We start from the raw sequence: 18,909 nt of genomic DNA, 5'->3' as shown, positions 1-18,909 counted from the left end.
GACCCCGATCGAAGAAGGGGGAACAATGCGCAACGACAGCACCCCGCTCCCGCTGGAAGGCGTGCGCGTCCTCGAACTCGGCAACTACATCGCCGCTCCCACGGCCGGGCGGATGCTGGCCGACTTCGGTGCCGAGGTGATCAAGGTGGAGCGCCCGGAAACCGGTGACGAACTGCGGAACTGGCGGCTCTACGCCGGGTCGGTCTCGATGCTGTTCCACACCGTCAACCGCAACAAGAAATCCGTCGCGCTGGACCTGAAGGAGCCACGCGGGCGCGACATCGTGCTGGAGCTGGTGCGCCACTGCGACGTCGTCATCGAGAACTTCCGTCCAGGCACGCTGGAGAGGTGGGGGCTGGGCCCCGAGACGTTGGAGGGGGTCAACCCCGACCTGGTCCTCGCGCGCATCTCGGGCTTCGGCCAGACCGGTCCGCTGGCCGGCCGGCCCGGCTTCGCCGCGGTGGCCGAAGCGATGGGCGGGATGCGCGACCTGGTGGGTGAGCCCGACCGTCCGCCGTCACGCGTCGGAGTGTCCATAGGGGACTCGATCGCGGGCCTGCACGCCGCCTTCGGCATCGTGGTCTCGCTCCTTCGGCGGTCGACGGCGCCCGGCACCGAGCGGCGACCGCTGGCCGAACGCGTCGTCGACATCGCGCTGCACGAAGCGGTCTTCTCCGTGATGGAGTCCCTCGTGCCGGACCACCTGGCCTACGGCGTGCAACGACGGCGGGCCGGCGGCCGGATGGAGGGCATCGCCCCCACCAACGCCTACCCCTGCCTCGACGGCACCAGCGTGGTCATCGCCGGGAACGGGGACTCCATCTTCCGCCGGTACATGCACGCGATCGGCAGGCCCGACCTCGCCGACGAACCCGACCTGCAGACCAACGCGGGGCGGTGGGCGCGGCGCGACGAGCTCGACAGCGCGATCGAGGCGTGGACCGGCGCGCACACCCGCGCGGAGGTGCTGGAGGCGCTGGAGACCGCCGGAGTCCCCGCCGGGCCGATCTACACCGCCGCCGACATCTGCGCCGACGAGCAGTACCGGGCGCGCGGGATGATCCAGACCCTCGAGGTCGACACCGGCTCCGCGCAGCCCGCCGAAATCGGGTTCCCCGGTGTCGTGCCGGTCATCGGCCGCTCATCGCTGCCGCTGCGCTCACCCGGACCGGGAATCGGCGAGCACACCGGCGAAGTCCTCCGCTCGCTGCTGGGGCTGGACCCCGAGGAGATCGCGGACGCAGTCCACCAGGAGGTGCGCAAGTGACCACCGGCCACACCTTCCAGCCCAGTGCCGCCCTCCGCGACGTGACGTTGCGAGACGGCCTGCAACTCACCGGCAAGCAACTGTCCACCGAACGCAAGGTGGCGGTCGTCCGCGAACTGCTGCGGCTCGGCGTCCCCAGCGTCGAGATCGGCTCCCTGGCGCGCCCCGACCTGGTGCCCTCAATGGCCAACACCCTCGAAGTCGTCGAGGAGCTCACCGCCGACGAACTGGCCCGCTGCTGGGTCTGGGTGGCCACTCCGCGCCACGTGCAACTCGCGGCGCAGGCCGGCGCGGTCGGTTTCCAGTACTGCCTGTCCGCCTCCGACAAGCACAACCAGGCCAACATCGGACGGTCCACAGAGGACAGCCTCGCCGCAATGCCGCGAGCGGTCGAGCACGCCCTCGACGCGGGCGGCCGCATCCAGCTCTGCATCGCCACCGCGTTCACCTGCCCCTTCGACGGCCTCGTACCCGAGCAGCGGGTGTTCGACATCGCCACCGACCCCCGCACCACCGGTGCCGCCGACATCGTCGTCTGCGACACCCTCGGGCAGGCCGTCCCGGCGCAGGTCACCGACCTGATCAGCAGGATCGCCCAGCACTCGCCCCCGCGCCGGATCGTCTACCACGGACACGACACGTGGGGCCTCGGCACCGCCAACTCGCTGGCCGCCGCCGCGGCCGGGGCAGACGAGGTCGACGGCGCGCTCGGCGGCCTCGGGGGCTGTCCGTTCGCGCCGGGCGCCGGCGGCAACGCGGCCACCGAGGACCTCCTCTTCGCCCTGCGCCCGGACTGGCTCACACCCGCCGCCTTCGCACGGCTCGTCGAGCTGTCCGGCGAGCTGCTCGACGAGCTCGGCGAACCCAACCGGTCCCGCGCCGCCCAAGGCGCCCGCTCCAGCGCCACCGCCTTCCCTTGGGCGCTCGCCGAACGGGAAGCCCGCCGCTGACCGGTCACCGTGGCCCGGGGCAATGCGCGACGAACGTCTGGCGCCGGCGGCCGGCAGTCCGACAATCGGGAGTGCCTGAGCACCCGACAAGGGCGGTGGGAACCCGATGGACGACATCGACGACCGGATCGACGTGATCGCCCGGCACCCGTTCCGGGCGAAGTTCCACCTGCGCGGGCGGGAACGGGCGACCGCCGAGCTGCGCGACATGCGCACGTTGCGCCTGCACGCGCGGGAGTTGATCTTCAAGCGGCTGGCGCCCGCGGCGCCGTACAAAGACGGGAAGCAAACGCCCTACCGGGGTCATCCGGTGTTCGTCGCACAGCACGCGACGGCGACCTGCTGCCGTACGTGCCTGCAACGCTGGCACGACGTCCCGAAGGGACGCGAGCTGACCAGGGAAGAGCAGACCTACGTCGTCGACGTCATCTGCCGCTGGATCGAACGGGAACTCGCGGCCTGAAGTGTTGCGCGCCGGCGATCACTCACTCGTACCTGATGTCGTCCGGGTCGTACTTGCACTGGTCGCTCGGCCCGCTGCCGACGTGGTCGGGTTCGCCGTCGGTGACACCTTCGTACCAGCCGCAGATCTCCATCTCACGGTCGCCTGCCACGGTGATACCGCTGAACGTCGCGGTGTCGCCGTAGTTGACGTTGATGCCGGCGAGGCTGCCGCCCGGAGCGGTCGCGGTGACGTTCTCCAGCCGGACGTGCCGCTCCTGCGGGTTGTTGCCGCAGTTCCCACAGGCCCGGTACAGCTTGCCGAAGCCGGAGACCGCGAAGTTCCGGATGATCACCGTGCCCGCGCCGTTGTGCTGGAACACCTTGTCCTCGGCGCGGGCCGCGCTGCCGCCTTCGATCGTCATCGTCGCGCCCGCGTCCTCGCCCTTGAAGGTGGCCGCGTCCTCGCCGACGTCCTCCCAGACCACGTTGCGCAGGGTGCAGGCACCCAGGCAGTGCACCCCGTCGGCGGCGGGTGCGCCGATCACCACGTCGGAGAGCGTGGCGCCGTCGGCCAGCTCGAACATCGCGGGCTGGTCCTCGCCCTGGCCGCCGTCGCCGAGGTCGCCCACCCCGAAGTAGCGGTCGTTGTTGCCGTCGAAGACCTCACCGGCCCCGACCTCGATGGTGGCGTCCACCGGCACGTCGGCGCGGGGCGGAGGAGCGTCGGCGGCACCGCCGGCGGCCGTCGCGGCCATCGTCGCCGCGGCGAGCGCGGACACCGCCAAGGCGGAAAGCAGTTTGCGGGGTCGCACGAACCTGATCGCGGGAAGCGTCATCGTCACCTTCTCCAATACGCGAGAACTGTTCGCGTAAATAGTAGAAAGTTTGACGACCCCACCCGGTGCTACTTCCGTGCGGATCACTTCGCGGATTTCCCAACCCGGGCAGCAGTCCGCGCCCCAGCGCGATGGCGAACACCGGGACGCAGACGCCGATGCTGTCCCCGCCGTTGGCGTCAGGACTGCCCCTCGGCCGTGGTCGCAGCCCGCCTGCGAGCCCGGTAAGCCGCGGCCTTGACGCGGTTGCCGCACTCCTCCATCCCGCACCAGGCGCGCCGGGCGCCGCGCGAGCGGTCGAGGTAGATGCGAGTGCAGCCGGCGCGACCGCACTCCTTCAAACAGGCATGCGGATCGGCGAGCACACCGATACCGCTTCTGGCTATCTGCGAGAGAACTGCGGGCAGGTCCCCCGACATGCGCAGACCGGCGTCGCTGAGCTCGATCGCGGGCACCGGACCGGCGGCCGCGTCGTTGACGATCTCGAGACCGCCCGGATCGAACGGCCGATCAAGCACCCGATCAAGAGCGAGCCGGTAGATCGCCTCTCGCAGCGACAGAGCGGACTCGAAGGTGGCGAGGTCGGCGGTCACGCGGCTCGGAAGCTCCTCGCATTCGGCCACCCACCGCTCGAGGTCCGCGGGCACGGCCAGGGCGTCTACGGGCTCGCCCCGACGAGACCCCACGGTCCCGGCCAGGTCCAGGGCGGGGTTGCCGCTCACGAACGCGAAATCCACGTCACCATCTTGACTGGTGACGATTCACGAGGCAAGAATCGTCACCAGTCAAGGTGGTGACGCGAGCCGAAACGGAGAACACATGGCCGAGATCCGCGATATCGAGGTCGTGGTCTTCGACGTCCTCGGAACACTGGTCGACGAACCCAGCGGCCTTCGAGCGGCGATCCGCGACGCATTGCCCGCTTCCGGCGATGCGTACGTAGACGAGCTTCTCACCGCTTGGCAGGAGCACGTCGAGTCCGAGCAGCAACGCATCGGGCAAGGGGACCGCGCGTACGCGAACAGCGAGGTCATCGACGAAGAGGCCGCTCGGCGGGTGGCCGACCACGCCGGACTCACCGATCCGGCGACCATCGCGCGGCTTGCCTCAGCAGGTCAGCGCCTTCCGGCCTGGGGCGACTCCGCCGCCGCTCTCGAACGACTCGCGCGGCACTTCCCCGTGCTGGGCCTCTCCAACGCCAGCCGCACCGCGCTGCCGCGACTCAACGCACACGCCGGGCTGCGCTGGCACCAAGCCCTCTCCGCCGAAGCCGTCAGCGCCTACAAGCCGGCACCGGAGGTGTACCGGCTCGCCGTCGACACCGCCGGATGCGCCGCAGAGCGCGTGCTCATGGTGGCGGCTCACGCCTGGGACCTCCGCGGAGCGCAGGCGACCGGCATGCGCACCGCCTACGTCCGTCGGCCGGTCGGCGACCCGCCGACGAGTTCCGATGTCTTCGACTGGCAGTTCGGCGGACTCGACGAACTGGTGACCGCACTGACAGCGACGTAGGCAGCGGCTGCTGCGAACTCGCGCGGCGGTCACCGTCCTTTGTGGTCTGATCGGCCCGCGCGAGCTTCCGCGGGCACCTCGCCGGAGGTCGGGTCGTCCGCACCGAGCCGATAGACCTTGAACGGCACGCGGAGCACGTGGTTGGCGACATTGCGCACGGGCACACCGCCTGCCGTGGTGCCGTGCTCGCTGCCGTGGTGGGCGCGTCCGTGCACCGCCCGGTCGACCCGGCTGCTGTCGATCGACCGGGCCGCTGCCGGGCATCGAACCCGAAAACCGTGCGCACGTCGGCCTGCACGTAACCCACAAGAGTTAACCAGCAGATGCCGTCCGTGGTAGCGGGCCTACCGTCGGTGCCATGCCGTTACCGCGCCCAACCGGCACCGACGCGGTTCCGTGGCGCGCCGTCTGCGACCAGGCCGCGTCGCCGATGACCGTGCTCGACATGCAGGGGCGCTTCCTCTACGTCAACCAGGCTCTGTGCCGGCTGCTGCGTTGCGACCGCGAGGAGCTCGTGCGCAACCACCGGAAGTACTTCATCCACCCGGACGACCGGGCCGCCGCGGAACTGTTCAACGAGGTGGTCGCGGCCCCGTCGGGCGAGGTCTGCCGCGAGTTCCGTTGCGTGCGCTCCGACGGCGCGGTGATCTGGTTGCTGTTGTGCGCGTCGCTGGTCCGCGACGACGGCGGCAGGCCGGTCTGCGTGACGACGCACGCCCAGGACATCACGGAGCGGCGCGAGTCGGAGGCGCGGTGGCAGCAGACGTTCACCCGCGCACCCATCGGCATGGCCCTGCTCGACACACGGGGGCGCTGGACGGAGGTCAACGCGGCGCTGTGCAGGCAGCTCGGATACAGCTGCGAGGAACTGCTGGCCGTGGAGCCGTCCGACCTGACCTATCCCGGCGACGACCCGACCGCCGCGGTCGCCGACGTCGTCGAGGGCCTGAAGGACACCGCTTCCCTGGAGACCTGCTTCCGGCACAAGCTCGGCTACCCCGTCTGGCTGTTCGTCCGCATCAGCGCCGTGCAGGGGCCCGACGGCCACGCCGCGTACCTCGTCGGCCAGTACGAGGAGATCGGCGACGGGCGGATGACCGACGACCACCTGGCCCACCTGGCGTTGCACGACCCGCTCACCGGGCTGGCCAACCGCGTCCTGCTCACCGACCGGCTGGACCAGAGCCTGGCGGAGCTGCCGCGCACCGGCGGTGTGCTGGCCGTGCTGCTGGTGGATCTGGACGAGCTGAAGCTGGTCAACGACCGGCACGGGCACCTCGTCGGTGACCAGTTGTTGATGTCCGCCGCAGACGCGCTGTTGCGCGCCGCCCGTCCCGGCGACACCGTTGCCCGCTTCGGGGGTGACGAGTTCGTCGTCGTCAGCCGGGTGGTCGACCAGCAGGCGGCGGAAGCGCTCCGCCGCCACGTCGAAGGGTTCCTGCACGACGAGATCGACGCGTCCGGCATCCGGCTGCCGCTGCGCGCGAGCGTCGGGCTCGCGAGCACCGCAGACCCGTCGACCTCGAGGAGCGACCTGCTGCACGCCGCCGACCAGAGCATGTACAGCCGCAAGCACCAGTCCCAAATCTGAGTGCGGCCGGGTAACCGAGCCGTGGCTGGTCGACGGCGCCTGGAGTTGCCGGTGTTGCGCGACGTAGCACTGTGGACATGAGTGGTATACGTGCCGAGCCGACCCCGGGCGTAGCGGCGCCGCCGGAATCGACAAGGTTCAAACCGGGCAGTCCTGGGGTACAAAAGGTGCCTCCCGGGAGGTAAGGGTGAATCCGGAACAGTCAGGTGGTTCCCACGACCACGGCGTGCAGGCCAGCGTGGCCAAGGTCCTCGCCGCCGAGGACATGCGCGAGTACGCGATCTTCTCGCTGGACGCCCGCGGCCGCGTGGCGAGCTGGAACGCCGGTGCGCAGCGGGTGAAGGGCTACCGCAGCGAGGAGATCATCGGCAAGGACTTCTCGGTGTTCTACCCGCGCGAGCTGGCCGAGTCCGGCTACCCGCGGTGGGAGCTCGAGCAGGCCGCGCAGGACGGCTTCTTCATCGACCGCGGGTGGCGGGTACGCAAGGACGGCAGCCGCTTCTGGGCGCACGTGGTGATCACCGCCCAGCGCAGCCCCGACGGTGTGCTGGACGGCTTCATCAAGGTGACCAGGGACGAAAGCACCGCGCAGGTCCGGGAGCACTCGTCCCGGCGGCAGTTCACCGACCTGTTCGAGCTCGCCTCGACCGGGATCGGCCTCTTCGACGACGCGGGGCGGCTCCTCGACGCCAACGTGGCGCTCACCGACCTGCTCGGACTCCCGTTGCCGCAGTTGCGCGACAAGATGGACCGCGACTTCCTGCACCCGAGCGACGAAGGGAACGGCGGCCTGCTGCCCAGCACCTCGCCGCTGCGTTCTCCGGGTGGTGTCGGTGGACCGATCCCGCACCGGGTGCTCACGACGTCCGAAGGCGAACCGGTCCTGTGCCAGGTGCACAGCAAGGCGTCGGTCGACGCGGAAGGCGGCCGCTCGTGGCTGGCGATCTTCCACGACGTCACCGAGCAGGTCCGCCGCACGGAGGTCCTGAGCTTCCAGGCCACCCACGACGAGACGACCGGACTGCTCAACCGCCGGGGATTCGAGGAAGCGCTGTCCTCGCTGCTGGCCCCGGACGCAGACGGCGACGTCGCGGTGCTGTTCTGCGATCTGGACAACTTCAAGCGCGTGAACGACGCCCTGGGGCACGAGGCGGGCGACGAGCTGCTCGCGGCGGTGGCCGATCGCTTGACCACCGAGCTACCGCCGAAGTGCACGGCCGCCCGCTTCTACGCCGACCAGTTCGTCGTCGTCTGCCCCGACGTGGACGCGGTCGGCGGGCGCGAGGCCCTCACCAAACACGTCGGGAACGTGTTCCGCATGGTGGTGCCGCTGCGGGAATGGCGGGTGCACGTGTCGGCATCGGTGGGCTCCACCGTGGTGCAGGACCACGGCACGCCCATCACCGAAATCCTGCGCCGCGCCGAGGCCGCGATGATCGAGAACCGCTTTCGCAGCCACGGGCGCCTGCAGCTCGTGCGGCGCGACGGCAGGCCCGCCGAGCCCCACACCGATCAGCTCACCCTCGAACACCACCTGCGCGAGGCACTGGCCGACGACCGCATCGACCTGCACTACCAGCCCGTCATCGACAACGACGGAGCGGTCGTCATGGCCGAGGCGCTGCTGCGCTGGTCGGATCCCGAGCTCGGACCGGTCACGCCGGACGTGGCGCTGGGGGTCGCCGAACGCGGCGGCCTGCTCACCGACCTGGACCGCTGCGTCCTGCGGAAAGCGCTGCACACGTCCGTCGGCCTGCGGCGTCCCGACGGGCGTCCCATCGCCGTGAGCGTCAACCTCAGCGGCCTGCACCCCGACCGACCGGAGTTCGTCGAGGAGGTCCTCGCCGCCGTCGACGAAGCGGGTGCCGACCCCGCGAACCTGGTCCTGGAGATGGTCGAGACCGTCCTGGCGGAGCTGGGGCCGAAACCGCAGCGAGCCGTGCGCGAGCTCGTCGACGCCGGCGTCCGGTTCGCCATGGACGACTTCGGCACGGGGTACTCGTCGCTCGCCCGCCTACGCGACCTGCCCACGCAGATCCTCAAGCTGGACCGGATGTTCGTCGGCCAGGTCTGCTTCGACCCCGCGAACCTGGGCATCACCCGAGCCGTTGCCGAGCTGGCCCGGACCATGCGGCGCCAGTGCATCGCCGAGGGAGTGGAGAACGCCACCCAGCACCACCTGCTCCGCGCGATCGGGATCGATGCCTACCAGGGCTTCTACTTCTCCCCGCCGTTGCCGGCAGGCGAGTTCCGCGACTTCCTCGCCACCACACCGATGCAGACGCCCCCGCACCTGGACCCGCACGGTCCGGAGAGCTGATCAGCGCGCGGGAACCGGCAACTGCCGCTCGGCGTTCCGGGAGCGCCGGTATCTCGGTAGGCTCCTGCACGCCCACGAGGTTCGGGCCGGAACGGGAGCCGATTGTGCACAGCAACGCAGGACGCCGTTGTGGTTCTCTGGTCGCGCTCTTGGGCGCGTTGGCGCTGACCGCCTGCCAGTCCGCCGGACAGGAGCACGCACCCACCCCGACCGGCGCCACCGACGCGCAGCCCGCACCCGCGCTCGCCGCCGCCGACGGCCGCGACTACGCGGCTTGCGCGGACGGAAACTGCGAGGTGCTCGTACCGGGCCCGGTCACGCTCCCGCTCGACGGGCGTGCCGGTTTCAACGAGCTCGTCATCCACCGCGTGGAGGGCACGGCAATCCACTTCGATCTGAGAGGCGCCGAAAGCGGCGCATCGGGCTCGCTGTCCATGGGCTGCATCTCGACTTTCCACTCCGGCGGGAACGGCTCTTCCTGCAGCACCGCACCACGGCCCGCGCCCGAGCCGGTGGACGGAACCCTCGCCATGCAGCTCGCCGACGCGCGCGACGGTCAGGTGGTGCTCCGGCTCGTGTCCGGCGAGCCCGGCCCGCCCCCGGCATCGCTGTTTCCCCGCATCCCCGTCTTCCGCCCGCACATGCCCTTCGGTGACAGCTGACGTTCCCCGCCATGCACCCGGAAGATCGACCGCTTGGCCGGTATCCGGCGTGAGGCACGGCGGATAGTGTTCGTCCACGTGGGCGGGGAAACCGGACTGGGTGCACTGGTCGACCGCTTCGCCGTGGACGGCGTGCGTCGCGGCCGCATCGCCGCGACCCTCCTTCTGCTCGGACTCGTCACCACCGTTCTCTTCGTGGTGCTGGCGATCCCCACGTACGCGAACTCGGTCACGGGTGACGACGTCGTGCCGAGCGTGGGCCTCGGCGCCGGTGTCGGCCTGCTTCTCCTGGGCGGCTGGCAGGGATGGTTGTCCCTGGCCCGCCGCGGTGAGTCCTTCCAGCTCCACGAGGGCGGCCTCGTCCACTCCTACCGCGGGAGAGAGGTCCGCGCCGTGCGGTGGGACGACATCGCCGACATCACCGACCACGCCAAGGACACCGCGCTCGCACGGCTGCTGGGTGGCGACGTGAACTGCCGGATCAAGCCCACCGAAGGAAAGGCCGTGGTCATCACCGGCCTAGTCGACGGCGCCGAGTACCTCGTCGCGGCCGTCCGGCGGGCGGTGCAAGACCGTCCGCCGCACACCCAGGCTTGACGAGAGGCGCGCGGCTTCAGCAGGACGGCGCCGAAGCCGTTCCCACGAAGCGGATGTGCGGACGCCCGTCCGGGCGGCTGATCTCGCAGTCCATGCCGTAGACCGAGCGGACCAGGTCCTCGGTGAGCACCTCGGCCGGGCTCCCCGCGGCGACGACCTCACCTCGCCGGAGGACCACCAGCGCGTCGCAGAACGACGCGGCCAGGTTCAGGTCGTGCAGTGCGACGACAGCGGTCACCGGCAGCCGCCGCACCAGTTCCAGCAGCGCGAACTGGTGGGCGATGTCGAGGTGATTCGTCGGCTCGTCCAGCAGCAGTTCCGACGGCTGCTGGGCCAGCGCGCGGGCGATCTGGACGCGTTGCCGCTCCCCACCGGAGAGGGTGTGCCAGCGCCGTTGCGCCAGCGCGGTGGCGTCGGTGCGCGCGAGAGCGTCGTTCACCGCCTCCACGTCGGCGGCCCTCGCGGGCGCCCACGCACCGCGGTGCGGTGTGCGGCCCAGCGCGACGACCTCGGCGACGGTGAGATCGAGCTCGGTGCTCGTCTCCTGCTCGACCAGCGCTATCCGGCGAGCGAGCGAACGACGGCCGATACCCCCGATCTCGTCGCCGTCGAGTAGAACGCCGCCCGACGACCGCCGCCGCAGACCCGCGAGCAACCGCAGCAGGGAGGACTTGCCGGAGCCGTTGGGGCCGAGCAGCCCGAGGGTCGACCCGGACTCGACCTCGACGGTGATCCCGTCCAGGATGACGGTCCCGCCGAGGCGCCACGACACGTCACGGGTCTCGAGTGTCACGACATCCCCCGTTTCCGCACCAGCAGGAAGGCGAAGGCCGGCACGCCGACCAACGCGGTGATGACTCCCACCGGAACCTCCTGCGGCGCGGCGACGGCACCGGCCAGCGAGTCCACCCACACCAGCAGGATCGCGCCCAGCACGGCGGTGGCCGGCAGCAACGCGCGGTGCCGGGTACCCACCAGGAACCGGGCGGCCTGCGGCAGCACGAGTCCGACGAAGCCGATGGCGCCCGAGGATGCCACCAGGGTCGCGGTCACCAGCGCGGTGCCCGCGAGCAGGAGCCCTCGTACGCGTTGCACGGCCACTCCCAGCGAGGCGGCCGAGTCGTGACCGAAAGCGAAGGCGTCCAGCGCACCCGCCTGCGACTGGCACAGCAGCAGGCCCAGCGCGCACACCGCGCCCGCGAGCGCGACGTCGTCCCATCGGGCCCCGGACAGGGAACCGAGCAGCCAGAACAGCACGCCCTGGGTCTGCTGGGCGTCGGCGGAGGTCATGACGATGTATGAGGTCAGCGCGGAGAACAGCTGGCTGCCCGCGACGCCGGCGAGGATGACGCGGCTCGTGCCGCCGCCCGCGAGCGCGGCCAGCGCCATCACCAGGGCGAAGGCGACCAGCGCGCCGGCGAACGCACCGACGGCCAGCCCGATCGCGCCCGCGCCCGCGCCGAGCACGGCGACCACCACCGCACCGGTGGACGCCCCCGACGAGATCCCCAGCAGGTACGGGTCCGCCAGCGGATTGCGCAGCAGCGACTGCAACACCGCACCGCAGACGCCCAGGCCCGCGCCGCAGATCGCCGCCAGCAGCGCCCTGGGCAGGCGCAGCTCCCACACGATGCCCTGCGCGATGCGGGAAACGTCGGTGGTGCCCAGCCCGAGCCGCGCCCGGACCACCTCGGTGACGTCACCGACCGAGATGTCGGCCGGTCCCACGGTGAGCACGACCGCGACCGACATCACCAGCACGGGCAAGCCACCCGCGACAAGCCAACGGGCCCGCGTGCGGATCACCCGTGCCGCTCCATGGCGACGAGCTTGTCGGCCAGCGCCTCGATTCCGTCGACGGTGCGCATGCTGACGTTCAGCGCGGTGCCGCTCATCGGGATCCAGTCCTGCCGCCGCACTGCCTCGAGCTGCGACACCGCGGGGTCGCCGCGCAGGAAGTCCACCTTGGACCTGAGGCTGTCGCCCTCCTGGTCCCTGGTGAGGTCGCCGAGCACCAGAACCGTCGGCTCGCGGCTCAGCACGTCCTCCCAACCGACCTGGGGCCACATCGATGCCACGTCCCCGTAGGCGTTGCGCACGCCCAACGCGCGGGCCATGATCCCCGGAGAACCGGTTCCACCGGCCACGTAAGGCGATTCGGTCCTGGCGAACCAGAACAGCACCGACTGCTCGTCGCGCGACCGCAACCCGGCCACGCGGGCTTGAGCGGCCGCGACCCGCCCCCGCAACTGGGCGACGAGGGCATCACCGCGCTCCGGCACTCCGAAGATCGTGGCGATCTCGTGGACCTCGCGGTAGATGTCGTCCAGCTCGGTCGGCCTGCCCAGCGGCGCCTCCTCCGGCAGGCAGTTGCTAGGCGAGAGGTAGGTCGGCACGCCCAACTGCGCGAACCGGTCCCGCGAGGCAACGCGCTGGTCGGTGAAGATGGCGTGGTACGCGCCCAGCACGATGTCGGGCTCGGTCGCCAGCACGCCCTCGAACGACGGGGTGTTCTCCGCCAACCGGGGCACTCGCGCGTTGGCCGCGGCCAGGTGCGGCGCGACGGGTTCGGTCCAGGTCGCGGTCCCGACCATCCGGTCCTGCAGTCCCAGCGAGAGCATGATCTCGGTCGTGCTCTGGTTGAGGCTCACCGCACGCCGCGGCGGTGTCTCGACGACGACATCGCGATCGCAGTTGCGCATGGCAGTGGACTGCCCTGGCGGGGCACTTCCCGTGGGCGGCGCTGAACATCCGCAGAGGGCGACCGCGACCACACCGGCGAGCAGGGTCTTGCGCCCTGGCCGGGCAAGACGACGCCGGCGCGCGAAAAGAGAGAACAGCAGCATCCGTGTCCTTCGCTCGGGCTCGTACGCGAAGCCGCAAGGGGCGAGTCCCCGCACGCCCGGGCGGGCGCGCGGGGAACCAGCAGGTCTTCGGACTCGGGCGCAATCCGGAACGGGGAGCCTTCCCGGGAACCGCTCCCAGTGGCGGGCCGCACGCGGCCCTTCCCCGTCCGCCGCCCCTACCGCTGCGCGTCAGTTCCGGCTTCCGACCGGATTCCCTGACCCGTTCACCGGGTACGGCTGGCTCGCAGGCACCCTAACCGACACGATCACGTCCGCCCAACCAACGTGAGCCTTCTCGCAGCGGCGCGAACCGGCCGGTGCTCATTCCCGGTTCGGTTCCTCCGAAGCGCCGCGCAGGGCCGCGAGCTCGGCCCGGGAGCGGATGCCGAGCTTGGTGTAGATGCGGGTCAGGTGGTACTGGACCGTCTTGGTGGACAGGAACAGTTCCGCGGCGGCCTCCCGGTTGGACAGTCCGCGTGCGACGAGCCGGGCGACGGCCTCCTCCTGCGGGGTGAGCTCGTTGAAGGCCCGCTCCGCGCGCAACGCGTGCACGCCGCCTGCTTTGAGCTCGCGGTCGCACCGCTCCACGTAGGTCGCGGCGCCCATGGTGGCGAAGCCGTCGCGGGCGGTGGTGAGGACCGCGTCCGCCTCGCGGCGCTTCCCGGCCCGCCGCAACGTCTGGCCGTAGGCGAAGGCGACGCGCGCGTGGTCGTAGCGCAGCGGAAGCCCTTCGAGCAGTTCCAGGGCCTGCTCGAAGGCGGCCGCGGCCGCGGCCGGATCGCCCTGCGCGCCCAGCAGCCGGCCACGGGCCGCCGCGAGCCGAGCCCGGGCGGAGGCGTGCTCGCGCGCGGCCGCCAGCCGCTCGTGCGGCAGCAGGAACGCGTCGGCCTCCTCGTGGCGTCCTTCCAGCACGAGGGCGTGGGCGTACATGTCGTGCCACGGCCAGTGGCCGGGTTCGTCGATGCCGGCGGCGGCCCAGGACTGGGTGAGCGGATGCAGGGCTCGCAGCACGCCTGCGGAGTCGGCGCGCGCCTCGGCGACCTGCGCCCGGGCCAGGTAGGTGGGGACCCGCATGATCTCGTAGTCCTGCGGTCCGGCGTCGCAGCGCAGCAACGCCTGCTCGGCCTGCTCCCACTCACCGCGCAACGCGTGCACGGTCACCTCGGTCCAGTGCAGCAGCGGACCGGTGAGGACGATGCCGCTGCGTTCGAGCAGAGGCGCCGCGTCGCGCACGGTGCGCATCGCGTCGTCCCACGCCCCGGCGAGGAACTGCGCGCGTGCGAGCCAGGCCCGCGCCCACAGCGAGATCCGGGTCGAACCGCCGAGGAAGGTCGTCGGCACGGCGCTTTCCAGCTCGGCGCGCGCGTCGTCGACCGCGTCGGTGAGCAGGTTGAGCCAGCCGCGGGCCATCATCACCCGCTGGGCCTGCGCTCCGTGGCGAACCCGCTCCCCCAGGCGCGCGTAGTCGCGGCGCGCCTGGCGAGCCCGTCCCGTCGCGGCCAGCCCCAGCCCGCGGATCGCGGCGGCCTCGACCGCGGCTGGCGCCTCCGGCCCCGCCAGCGAGATCGCCCGGTCGGCCCAGGTCACGAGATCGTCGGCGCGGCAGCGGACGAGCGCGTGCAGCACGTAGCGCTGGCAGATCAGCGCGGCGACGTCCGGGTCGCGCTCGGCGTTGACCAGCCGCCAGGCCCGGCCGAGCCGGGACTCCGCCTCGGCCACCCGCCCGCGGACGACGGCCAGGTAGCCCAGCACCGCGTTGCGCAGCGGCGTCTCGCGCAGGCTCTCCACCTCGGGAACGAGGGCGGCGGCCGCGAACACGTCTCCGGCCCCGATCAGCGCGTCGACGGCGCGGCTGATGCGGCTTTCCCGCTCCAGCCGGTCCTCGGTGAGCCGGCTCGCGTCGATGAGCAGTGACGCGGCCTCCGCCCACGCCCCTTCCGATGCCCGCTCGGTGGCCAGCGCGTCGAGGCGATCGGCGACGGCGGGGTCCGGCACGGGACTCGCGGCGACGAGGAGCCGCAGTTTGCGGGCCGGGTCGTCGACCAGGCCGGCCGCCCGGCGGTGCAGGCCGGACCTGCGGCCCGGTGCCAGTGCGGCCAGCACGGCGGCGCGCACCATGGGGTCCGCGGGACCGACCTCGGTCAGCCCACGAGCTGCGAGGCAGACCAGCCCCGTGGCGCAGGCTTCGTCGAGAACGGTCAGCAGGCCGTCCTCGACACCCGCCAGCAGCGCGGCGTCGCGGACCGCTGTGCCCGGTCCCAGCACGGCAGTCGCCTCCACGAAACCCCGAACGGCCGGCGAGCAGCCCGCGAGCAGTTCGCGCACCCGTGCGGCCACCGCGGCGGGGGCCGGAAGCCCGGGGTCGAAACGCGTCCACGTCGCAGCGGGAACCTCGTCCAGCAACTGCGCGATGTGGCGTGCGACGCCCTGGGTGTGGTGGCAGAGCCGTTCCGCGATCGACGGGTGCAACACGACCCCGCGCGCCGCCGCGAACTCGTTGACCTGCGCGGCGGTGAGCGGGCTCAGCCGGATCTCGGCGGTGGCGATGCGCGGCAGCAGCTCCAGGGTCGCCGCCCGGGCGCGCGGGTCGCCGGTGACCGCGAACGCGACGACGAGCAGCCGGGCCCGCGGATGGTGCCGGACGACCGACGCCAACGCCTGGAGGGATTCCTCGTCAGCCCAGTGCCCGTCGTCCACGACGGCGACGGTCGTGCCGTCCGACGCGGCGAGCCGGTCCGCCACGCGCTCGGCGACGGCCACCGGGCCGGCCCCGACGTCGAGGTCCGGCTGCATCTGCGCGACGACCCCGTAGGGCTGGCGCGACTCCCACGGCGCCGCCGTGGCCCACCACGCGGGTCCCTCGTGCCGGGCCAGCAGCCGCCTGCCGAGCGTGCTCTTGCCCGTGCCCGCCGCGCCGCTCACCACGACGAAGCCGCAATGGTGCTCGCCGGCCCGGAGCACCAGGCCCTCCAGATCGGCGAGGGCGTCGCCCTGGCCGATCAGCGGCTGCGCGGGTCCGGTCACACGCTCACAGTAGATCGGCCGGCATCGAGGTGCCCCCTTCGGCGACGGGGTCGTCCCCGCACTGCTGGGCCGCCGTCCGTGCCCGGCGTCAGCCCGGATCCCCTCCGGCTACGGGCAGCACCGTGCCGGTGATGTAGGAGGCTTCGTCGGAGGCCAGGAACGTGATCGCCGCGGCCTGCTCGTCCAGGGACCCGTACCGCTTCATCAGCGAGGAGCTCACCGTCTGGTCGATGTGCGCCTGGAACCACGCCTTCTGCTGATCGCCGACCAGCGGCGGCCCACCGCGGGAGACGCGGCGCGGCGGCGCGTCCGTCCCTCCCGGCGCGGTCGCGACGACCCTGATTCCCGCGTCGGCGTACTCGAACGCCAACGACGCGGTGATGGCGTTGACGCCGCCCTTGGCCGCCGAGTACGGGATCCGGTGGATTCCGCGCGTCGCGGCCGAGGAGACGTTCACGACGACCCCGCTTCCCTGCTCGGCCATCGACGGCAGCACGGCCCGGCAGCACCACAGCGCGGTCATCAGGGAACGATCGATCTCCGCCCGGATCTCCTGCTCGGTGAACTCGGTGAACGGCTTGAAGCAGATGGCCCCGCCGACGTTGTTGACCAGCACGTCGATCCGGCCGAAGCGGGCGAGCGCACGCTCGGCCACCGTGGCCGCACCTTCCCAGCTCTCCAGGTCCGCGACGACCGCCAGCGACTCGCGACCGTCGGCGCGCAACTCCTCGGCCAGGCCGGTGACCAGGTCGGACCGGTCGGCGAGGACGACCGTGCCGCCTTCGGCACCGATCCGGCGGGCCGTGCGTTCCCCGATGCCCTGGGCCGCGCCGGTGACCACGACGACCTTGCCGTCGAACCGGCCGGGGCTGACGAACGCGGGCCGCCGCGCCTGCTTGGCGTCGTCCATCGCCCGGCGGGTGGTGATCTTGGAGCGCTCGGCGTGCTCGGCGACGAGGCGGCGCGCGGTCTGCCGGTCGCCCTCCTCGAACGCGGTGACGATGTCCAGGTGGTCCTGCGTGCACCGCGGGTGGCACCAGCTCGCCCCGCGCAGGGTCTCGGCCATGTGCCCCTTCACCCCGAGCGCCTGGTACGCCTGCAGCAGGTGCTCGTTGCCGGTGAGGGTGAACAGGTAGTCGTGGAACGCGGCGTTGGCCTCGGTGAACGCCGCGGCGTCGACGAACCGGTCGCCTTGCACGTAGGGCTCGGTCGCCTCCGCCAGCAGCCGGTAGCCCGCGAGCTGCTGGGAGGTGAGCCTGCCGATGGTGATCTCCAGGGCGCCCAGCTCGAGCGCCTGCCTCGCTTCGAAGACCGCGTCGGACTCGTGCACGGACGGGTGCTCCTCGCCGATCTCGTAGCCGCCGGGCGTCGCCCGCGGTGCCGACAGCGGCGCGATGTCGTCGCGCGCGGGCAGCATCTCCTGTCCCGCGACCGCCCGCGCGGCGCCCGCCGGTCGCAGCGGTTCCCCGGCGTCCGGCGCGCGTACACCTGCACTCTCACCCGGCCAGATGGCCTGGCCTGCCACGGCGCGCATCGTGGCGTCCTCGTCGGCCTGCGGCCGACCGCCGCCAGGGCCGGACGGTCGCATGTGCGCGGGCGGGAAGACCTTTTGCCCCGCCAGCGCACGCCCCTCCGCGGCCCCGACACCGACGGGCTCCCGCATGTCGACCTGCGACGCCTCGACCTCCGGGGCACCGCATTCCGCAGCGGCCGCGGCCACCGGAGTGGCCTCCTTCGCCTGAACAGGCTGGGTTTCCGGCACGGCTTCCGGTTCGGGCGCGGCGGATGTCTCCGCGGCGACGGGCTCGGGCGCGGCCGGAGCGCTGGAGAGCGCGAACTTCTCGAAGTAGAAGCCCGTCGGTTCGACACCGCGCTCCGCGAAGTGCTCGCGCACCGCCTCCACCATGGCCGGTGGGCCGCACAGGTACACGGCCACGTCGCCGCCGTGCAGGTGCTCGTCGCGGATCAGTCCGGTCACGTACCCCTTGTTGGGTGCCGAGCTGCCCGGGTCGGCGACGCAGTAGTCCCACGTCAGCCCCGGCACCTGGTCGGCCAGCTCGGCGAGGGTGTCCATCTCCACGAGGTCGTCGTCGGTCGTCACCCCGTAGACCAGATGAGCCGGGCGGGTGGAACCGGTGGCCCGCATGGTGCGCAGGATCGACAGGACCGGGGCCAGCCCGGTGCCACCGGCCAGCAGCAGCACCGGACGCTCGGTCTCCCGCAGGAAGAAGCTGCCGTTCGGGCCGGTGAATGCGAGCTCGTCCCCGACCGCGGCCCGCTCGGTCAGATACCGCGACATCACGCCACCGGGCGTGAGCTTCACCAGGAAGGTCAGTTCCTTGTCGTCCGGGGCGTTGCTGAAGGAGTAGGAGCGGGTCTCTCCGGTACCGGGCACGGCGATGTTGACGTACTGGCCGGGCAGGAACGCCAGCTCCTCCCGCTCCGGCGTCTCCACCGCCAGCGCCACGGTCGTCGGCGACAGCCGCTCCAGCCCCGTCAACCTGGCGCCGTAGGTGGCCGCCCGGGTCTTGGCGACCTCCGAGGTGCTCGCGATCCTCAGCACCAGGTCGGACTTCGGCCTCATGCTGCACGGCAGCACGTACCCGGCGGCTGCCTCGCCGGCGGTCAGCGCGTCGTCGATGTAGGTCCCGCCGTCGTAGCTGCCGGACTCGCAGAACGCCTTGCAGGTACCGCACGCGCCGTCGCGGCAGTCCAGCGGGATGTTGATGCGCTGCCGGTAGGAGGCGTCGGCGACCGTCTGGTCCTCGGCGCAGGTGATGAAGCGCGTGACACCGTCCTCGAAGGACATCGCGATCTGGTGGCTCATGGAAACACTCCCCGCCGGCTCAGTGCCTGATTT

15 protein-coding genes and 1 riboswitch are annotated in these 18,909 nt (G+C 71.8%); of the genes, 8 read left to right on the top strand and 7 right to left on the bottom strand.

Translation table 11 applies throughout. The features are described from left to right. The first annotated feature begins 25 nt into the window (after positions 1-25). The 3 genes from HUO13_RS17220 to HUO13_RS17210 all read left to right on the top strand — a co-directional run bounded on the left by HUO13_RS17220 (position 26) and on the right by HUO13_RS17210 (position 2,680). Positions 26-1,267: a CaiB/BaiF CoA transferase family protein gene (locus HUO13_RS17220; RefSeq protein WP_211902327.1), complete on the top strand. Its 1,242-nt coding sequence runs from the start codon at positions 26-28 to the stop codon at positions 1,265-1,267. Beyond that, positions 1,264-2,217 (top strand): hydroxymethylglutaryl-CoA lyase, encoded by a 954-nt coding sequence (locus HUO13_RS17215; RefSeq protein ID WP_211902326.1) that lies wholly within the window; start codon positions 1,264-1,266, stop codon positions 2,215-2,217. Before HUO13_RS17220 ends, HUO13_RS17215 begins: the two co-directional genes overlap by 4 nt. A gap of 106 nt (positions 2,218-2,323) precedes the next feature. Beyond that, on the top strand, positions 2,324-2,680 hold the full coding sequence (locus HUO13_RS17210; protein ID WP_211902325.1) for a DUF4186 domain-containing protein: 357 nt from the start codon (positions 2,324-2,326) through the stop codon (positions 2,678-2,680). Between the two features lie 22 nt (positions 2,681-2,702). Here HUO13_RS17210 and HUO13_RS17205 read toward each other — a convergent pair whose 3' ends face one another. Together HUO13_RS17205 and HUO13_RS17200 are read right to left on the bottom strand one after the other, a co-directional pair. Then, the gene (locus HUO13_RS17205; RefSeq protein WP_211902324.1) at positions 2,703-3,497 is read right to left on the bottom strand and encodes a pectate lyase; all 795 of its coding nucleotides are present in this window, start codon (positions 3,495-3,497) and stop codon (positions 2,703-2,705) included. Positions 3,498-3,676: 179 nt separating this feature from the next. Further along, positions 3,677-4,234, bottom strand: coding sequence for a CGNR zinc finger domain-containing protein (locus HUO13_RS17200; protein ID WP_249124946.1), 558 nt, complete (start codon positions 4,232-4,234; stop codon positions 3,677-3,679). An 82-nt stretch (positions 4,235-4,316) separates the two neighbouring features. Here HUO13_RS17200 and HUO13_RS17195 point away from each other — a divergent pair, with 82 nt between their 5' ends. The 5 genes from HUO13_RS17195 to HUO13_RS17175 all read left to right on the top strand — a co-directional run bounded on the left by HUO13_RS17195 (position 4,317) and on the right by HUO13_RS17175 (position 10,179). Then, a complete protein-coding gene (locus HUO13_RS17195) occupies positions 4,317-5,009 on the top strand; it encodes a haloacid dehalogenase type II (protein WP_211902323.1) in 693 nt (230 codons plus the stop codon). Between the two features lie 358 nt (positions 5,010-5,367). Beyond that, positions 5,368-6,600 (top strand): diguanylate cyclase domain-containing protein, encoded by a 1,233-nt coding sequence (locus HUO13_RS17190; RefSeq protein WP_211902322.1) that lies wholly within the window; start codon positions 5,368-5,370, stop codon positions 6,598-6,600. A gap of 187 nt (positions 6,601-6,787) precedes the next feature. Then, positions 6,788-8,920 carry a putative bifunctional diguanylate cyclase/phosphodiesterase gene (locus HUO13_RS17185; protein ID WP_211902321.1) on the top strand — a complete coding sequence of 711 codons (2,133 nt, stop codon included), beginning with the start codon at positions 6,788-6,790 and terminating at the stop codon, positions 8,918-8,920. Positions 8,921-9,069: 149 nt separating this feature from the next. Beyond that, positions 9,070-9,582, top strand: a complete 513-nt coding sequence (locus tag HUO13_RS17180) for a hypothetical protein (RefSeq protein WP_249124945.1) — start codon at positions 9,070-9,072, stop codon at positions 9,580-9,582. Between the two features lie 78 nt (positions 9,583-9,660). Next, positions 9,661-10,179: a hypothetical protein gene (locus HUO13_RS17175; protein WP_249124944.1), complete on the top strand. Its 519-nt coding sequence runs from the start codon at positions 9,661-9,663 to the stop codon at positions 10,177-10,179. A gap of 16 nt (positions 10,180-10,195) precedes the next feature. On the opposite strand, the gene HUO13_RS17170 is transcribed toward HUO13_RS17175, so the two are convergent. The 5 genes from HUO13_RS17170 to benC form a co-directional block, all read right to left on the bottom strand. Next, positions 10,196-10,972, bottom strand: coding sequence for an ABC transporter ATP-binding protein (locus HUO13_RS17170; RefSeq protein WP_211902318.1), 777 nt, complete (start codon positions 10,970-10,972; stop codon positions 10,196-10,198). Beyond that, complete coding sequence (locus tag HUO13_RS17165; protein WP_249124943.1) at positions 10,969-11,985, bottom strand: FecCD family ABC transporter permease; 1,017 nt, start codon at positions 11,983-11,985, stop codon at positions 10,969-10,971. Before HUO13_RS17165 ends, HUO13_RS17170 begins: the two co-directional genes overlap by 4 nt. Further along, positions 11,982-12,881: an ABC transporter substrate-binding protein gene (locus HUO13_RS17160; RefSeq protein ID WP_211902317.1), complete on the bottom strand. Its 900-nt coding sequence runs from the start codon at positions 12,879-12,881 to the stop codon at positions 11,982-11,984. The genes HUO13_RS17165 and HUO13_RS17160 overlap by 4 nt, the downstream gene beginning before the upstream one ends. Positions 12,882-13,086: 205 nt before the next feature. Continuing rightward, a riboswitch (cobalamin riboswitch) is annotated at positions 13,087-13,282 on the bottom strand. Between the two features lie 64 nt (positions 13,283-13,346). Beyond that, on the bottom strand, positions 13,347-16,049 hold the full coding sequence (locus HUO13_RS17155; RefSeq protein ID WP_211902316.1) for a helix-turn-helix transcriptional regulator: 2,703 nt from the start codon (positions 16,047-16,049) through the stop codon (positions 13,347-13,349). Positions 16,050-16,137: 88 nt separating this feature from the next. After that, positions 16,138-18,876, bottom strand: coding sequence for a benzoate 1,2-dioxygenase electron transfer component BenC (gene benC, locus HUO13_RS17150; RefSeq protein ID WP_211902315.1), 2,739 nt, complete (start codon positions 18,874-18,876; stop codon positions 16,138-16,140). Between the last annotated feature and the right edge of the window lie 33 nt (positions 18,877-18,909).

It is taken from the genome of Saccharopolyspora erythraea (assembly GCF_018141105.1).
Classification (GTDB): Bacteria; Actinomycetota; Actinomycetes; order Mycobacteriales; family Pseudonocardiaceae; genus Saccharopolyspora_D; species Saccharopolyspora_D erythraea_A.
The sequence above is the reverse complement of the archived record's forward strand: the minus strand, read 5'-3'. Positions and strand labels throughout refer to the sequence as shown.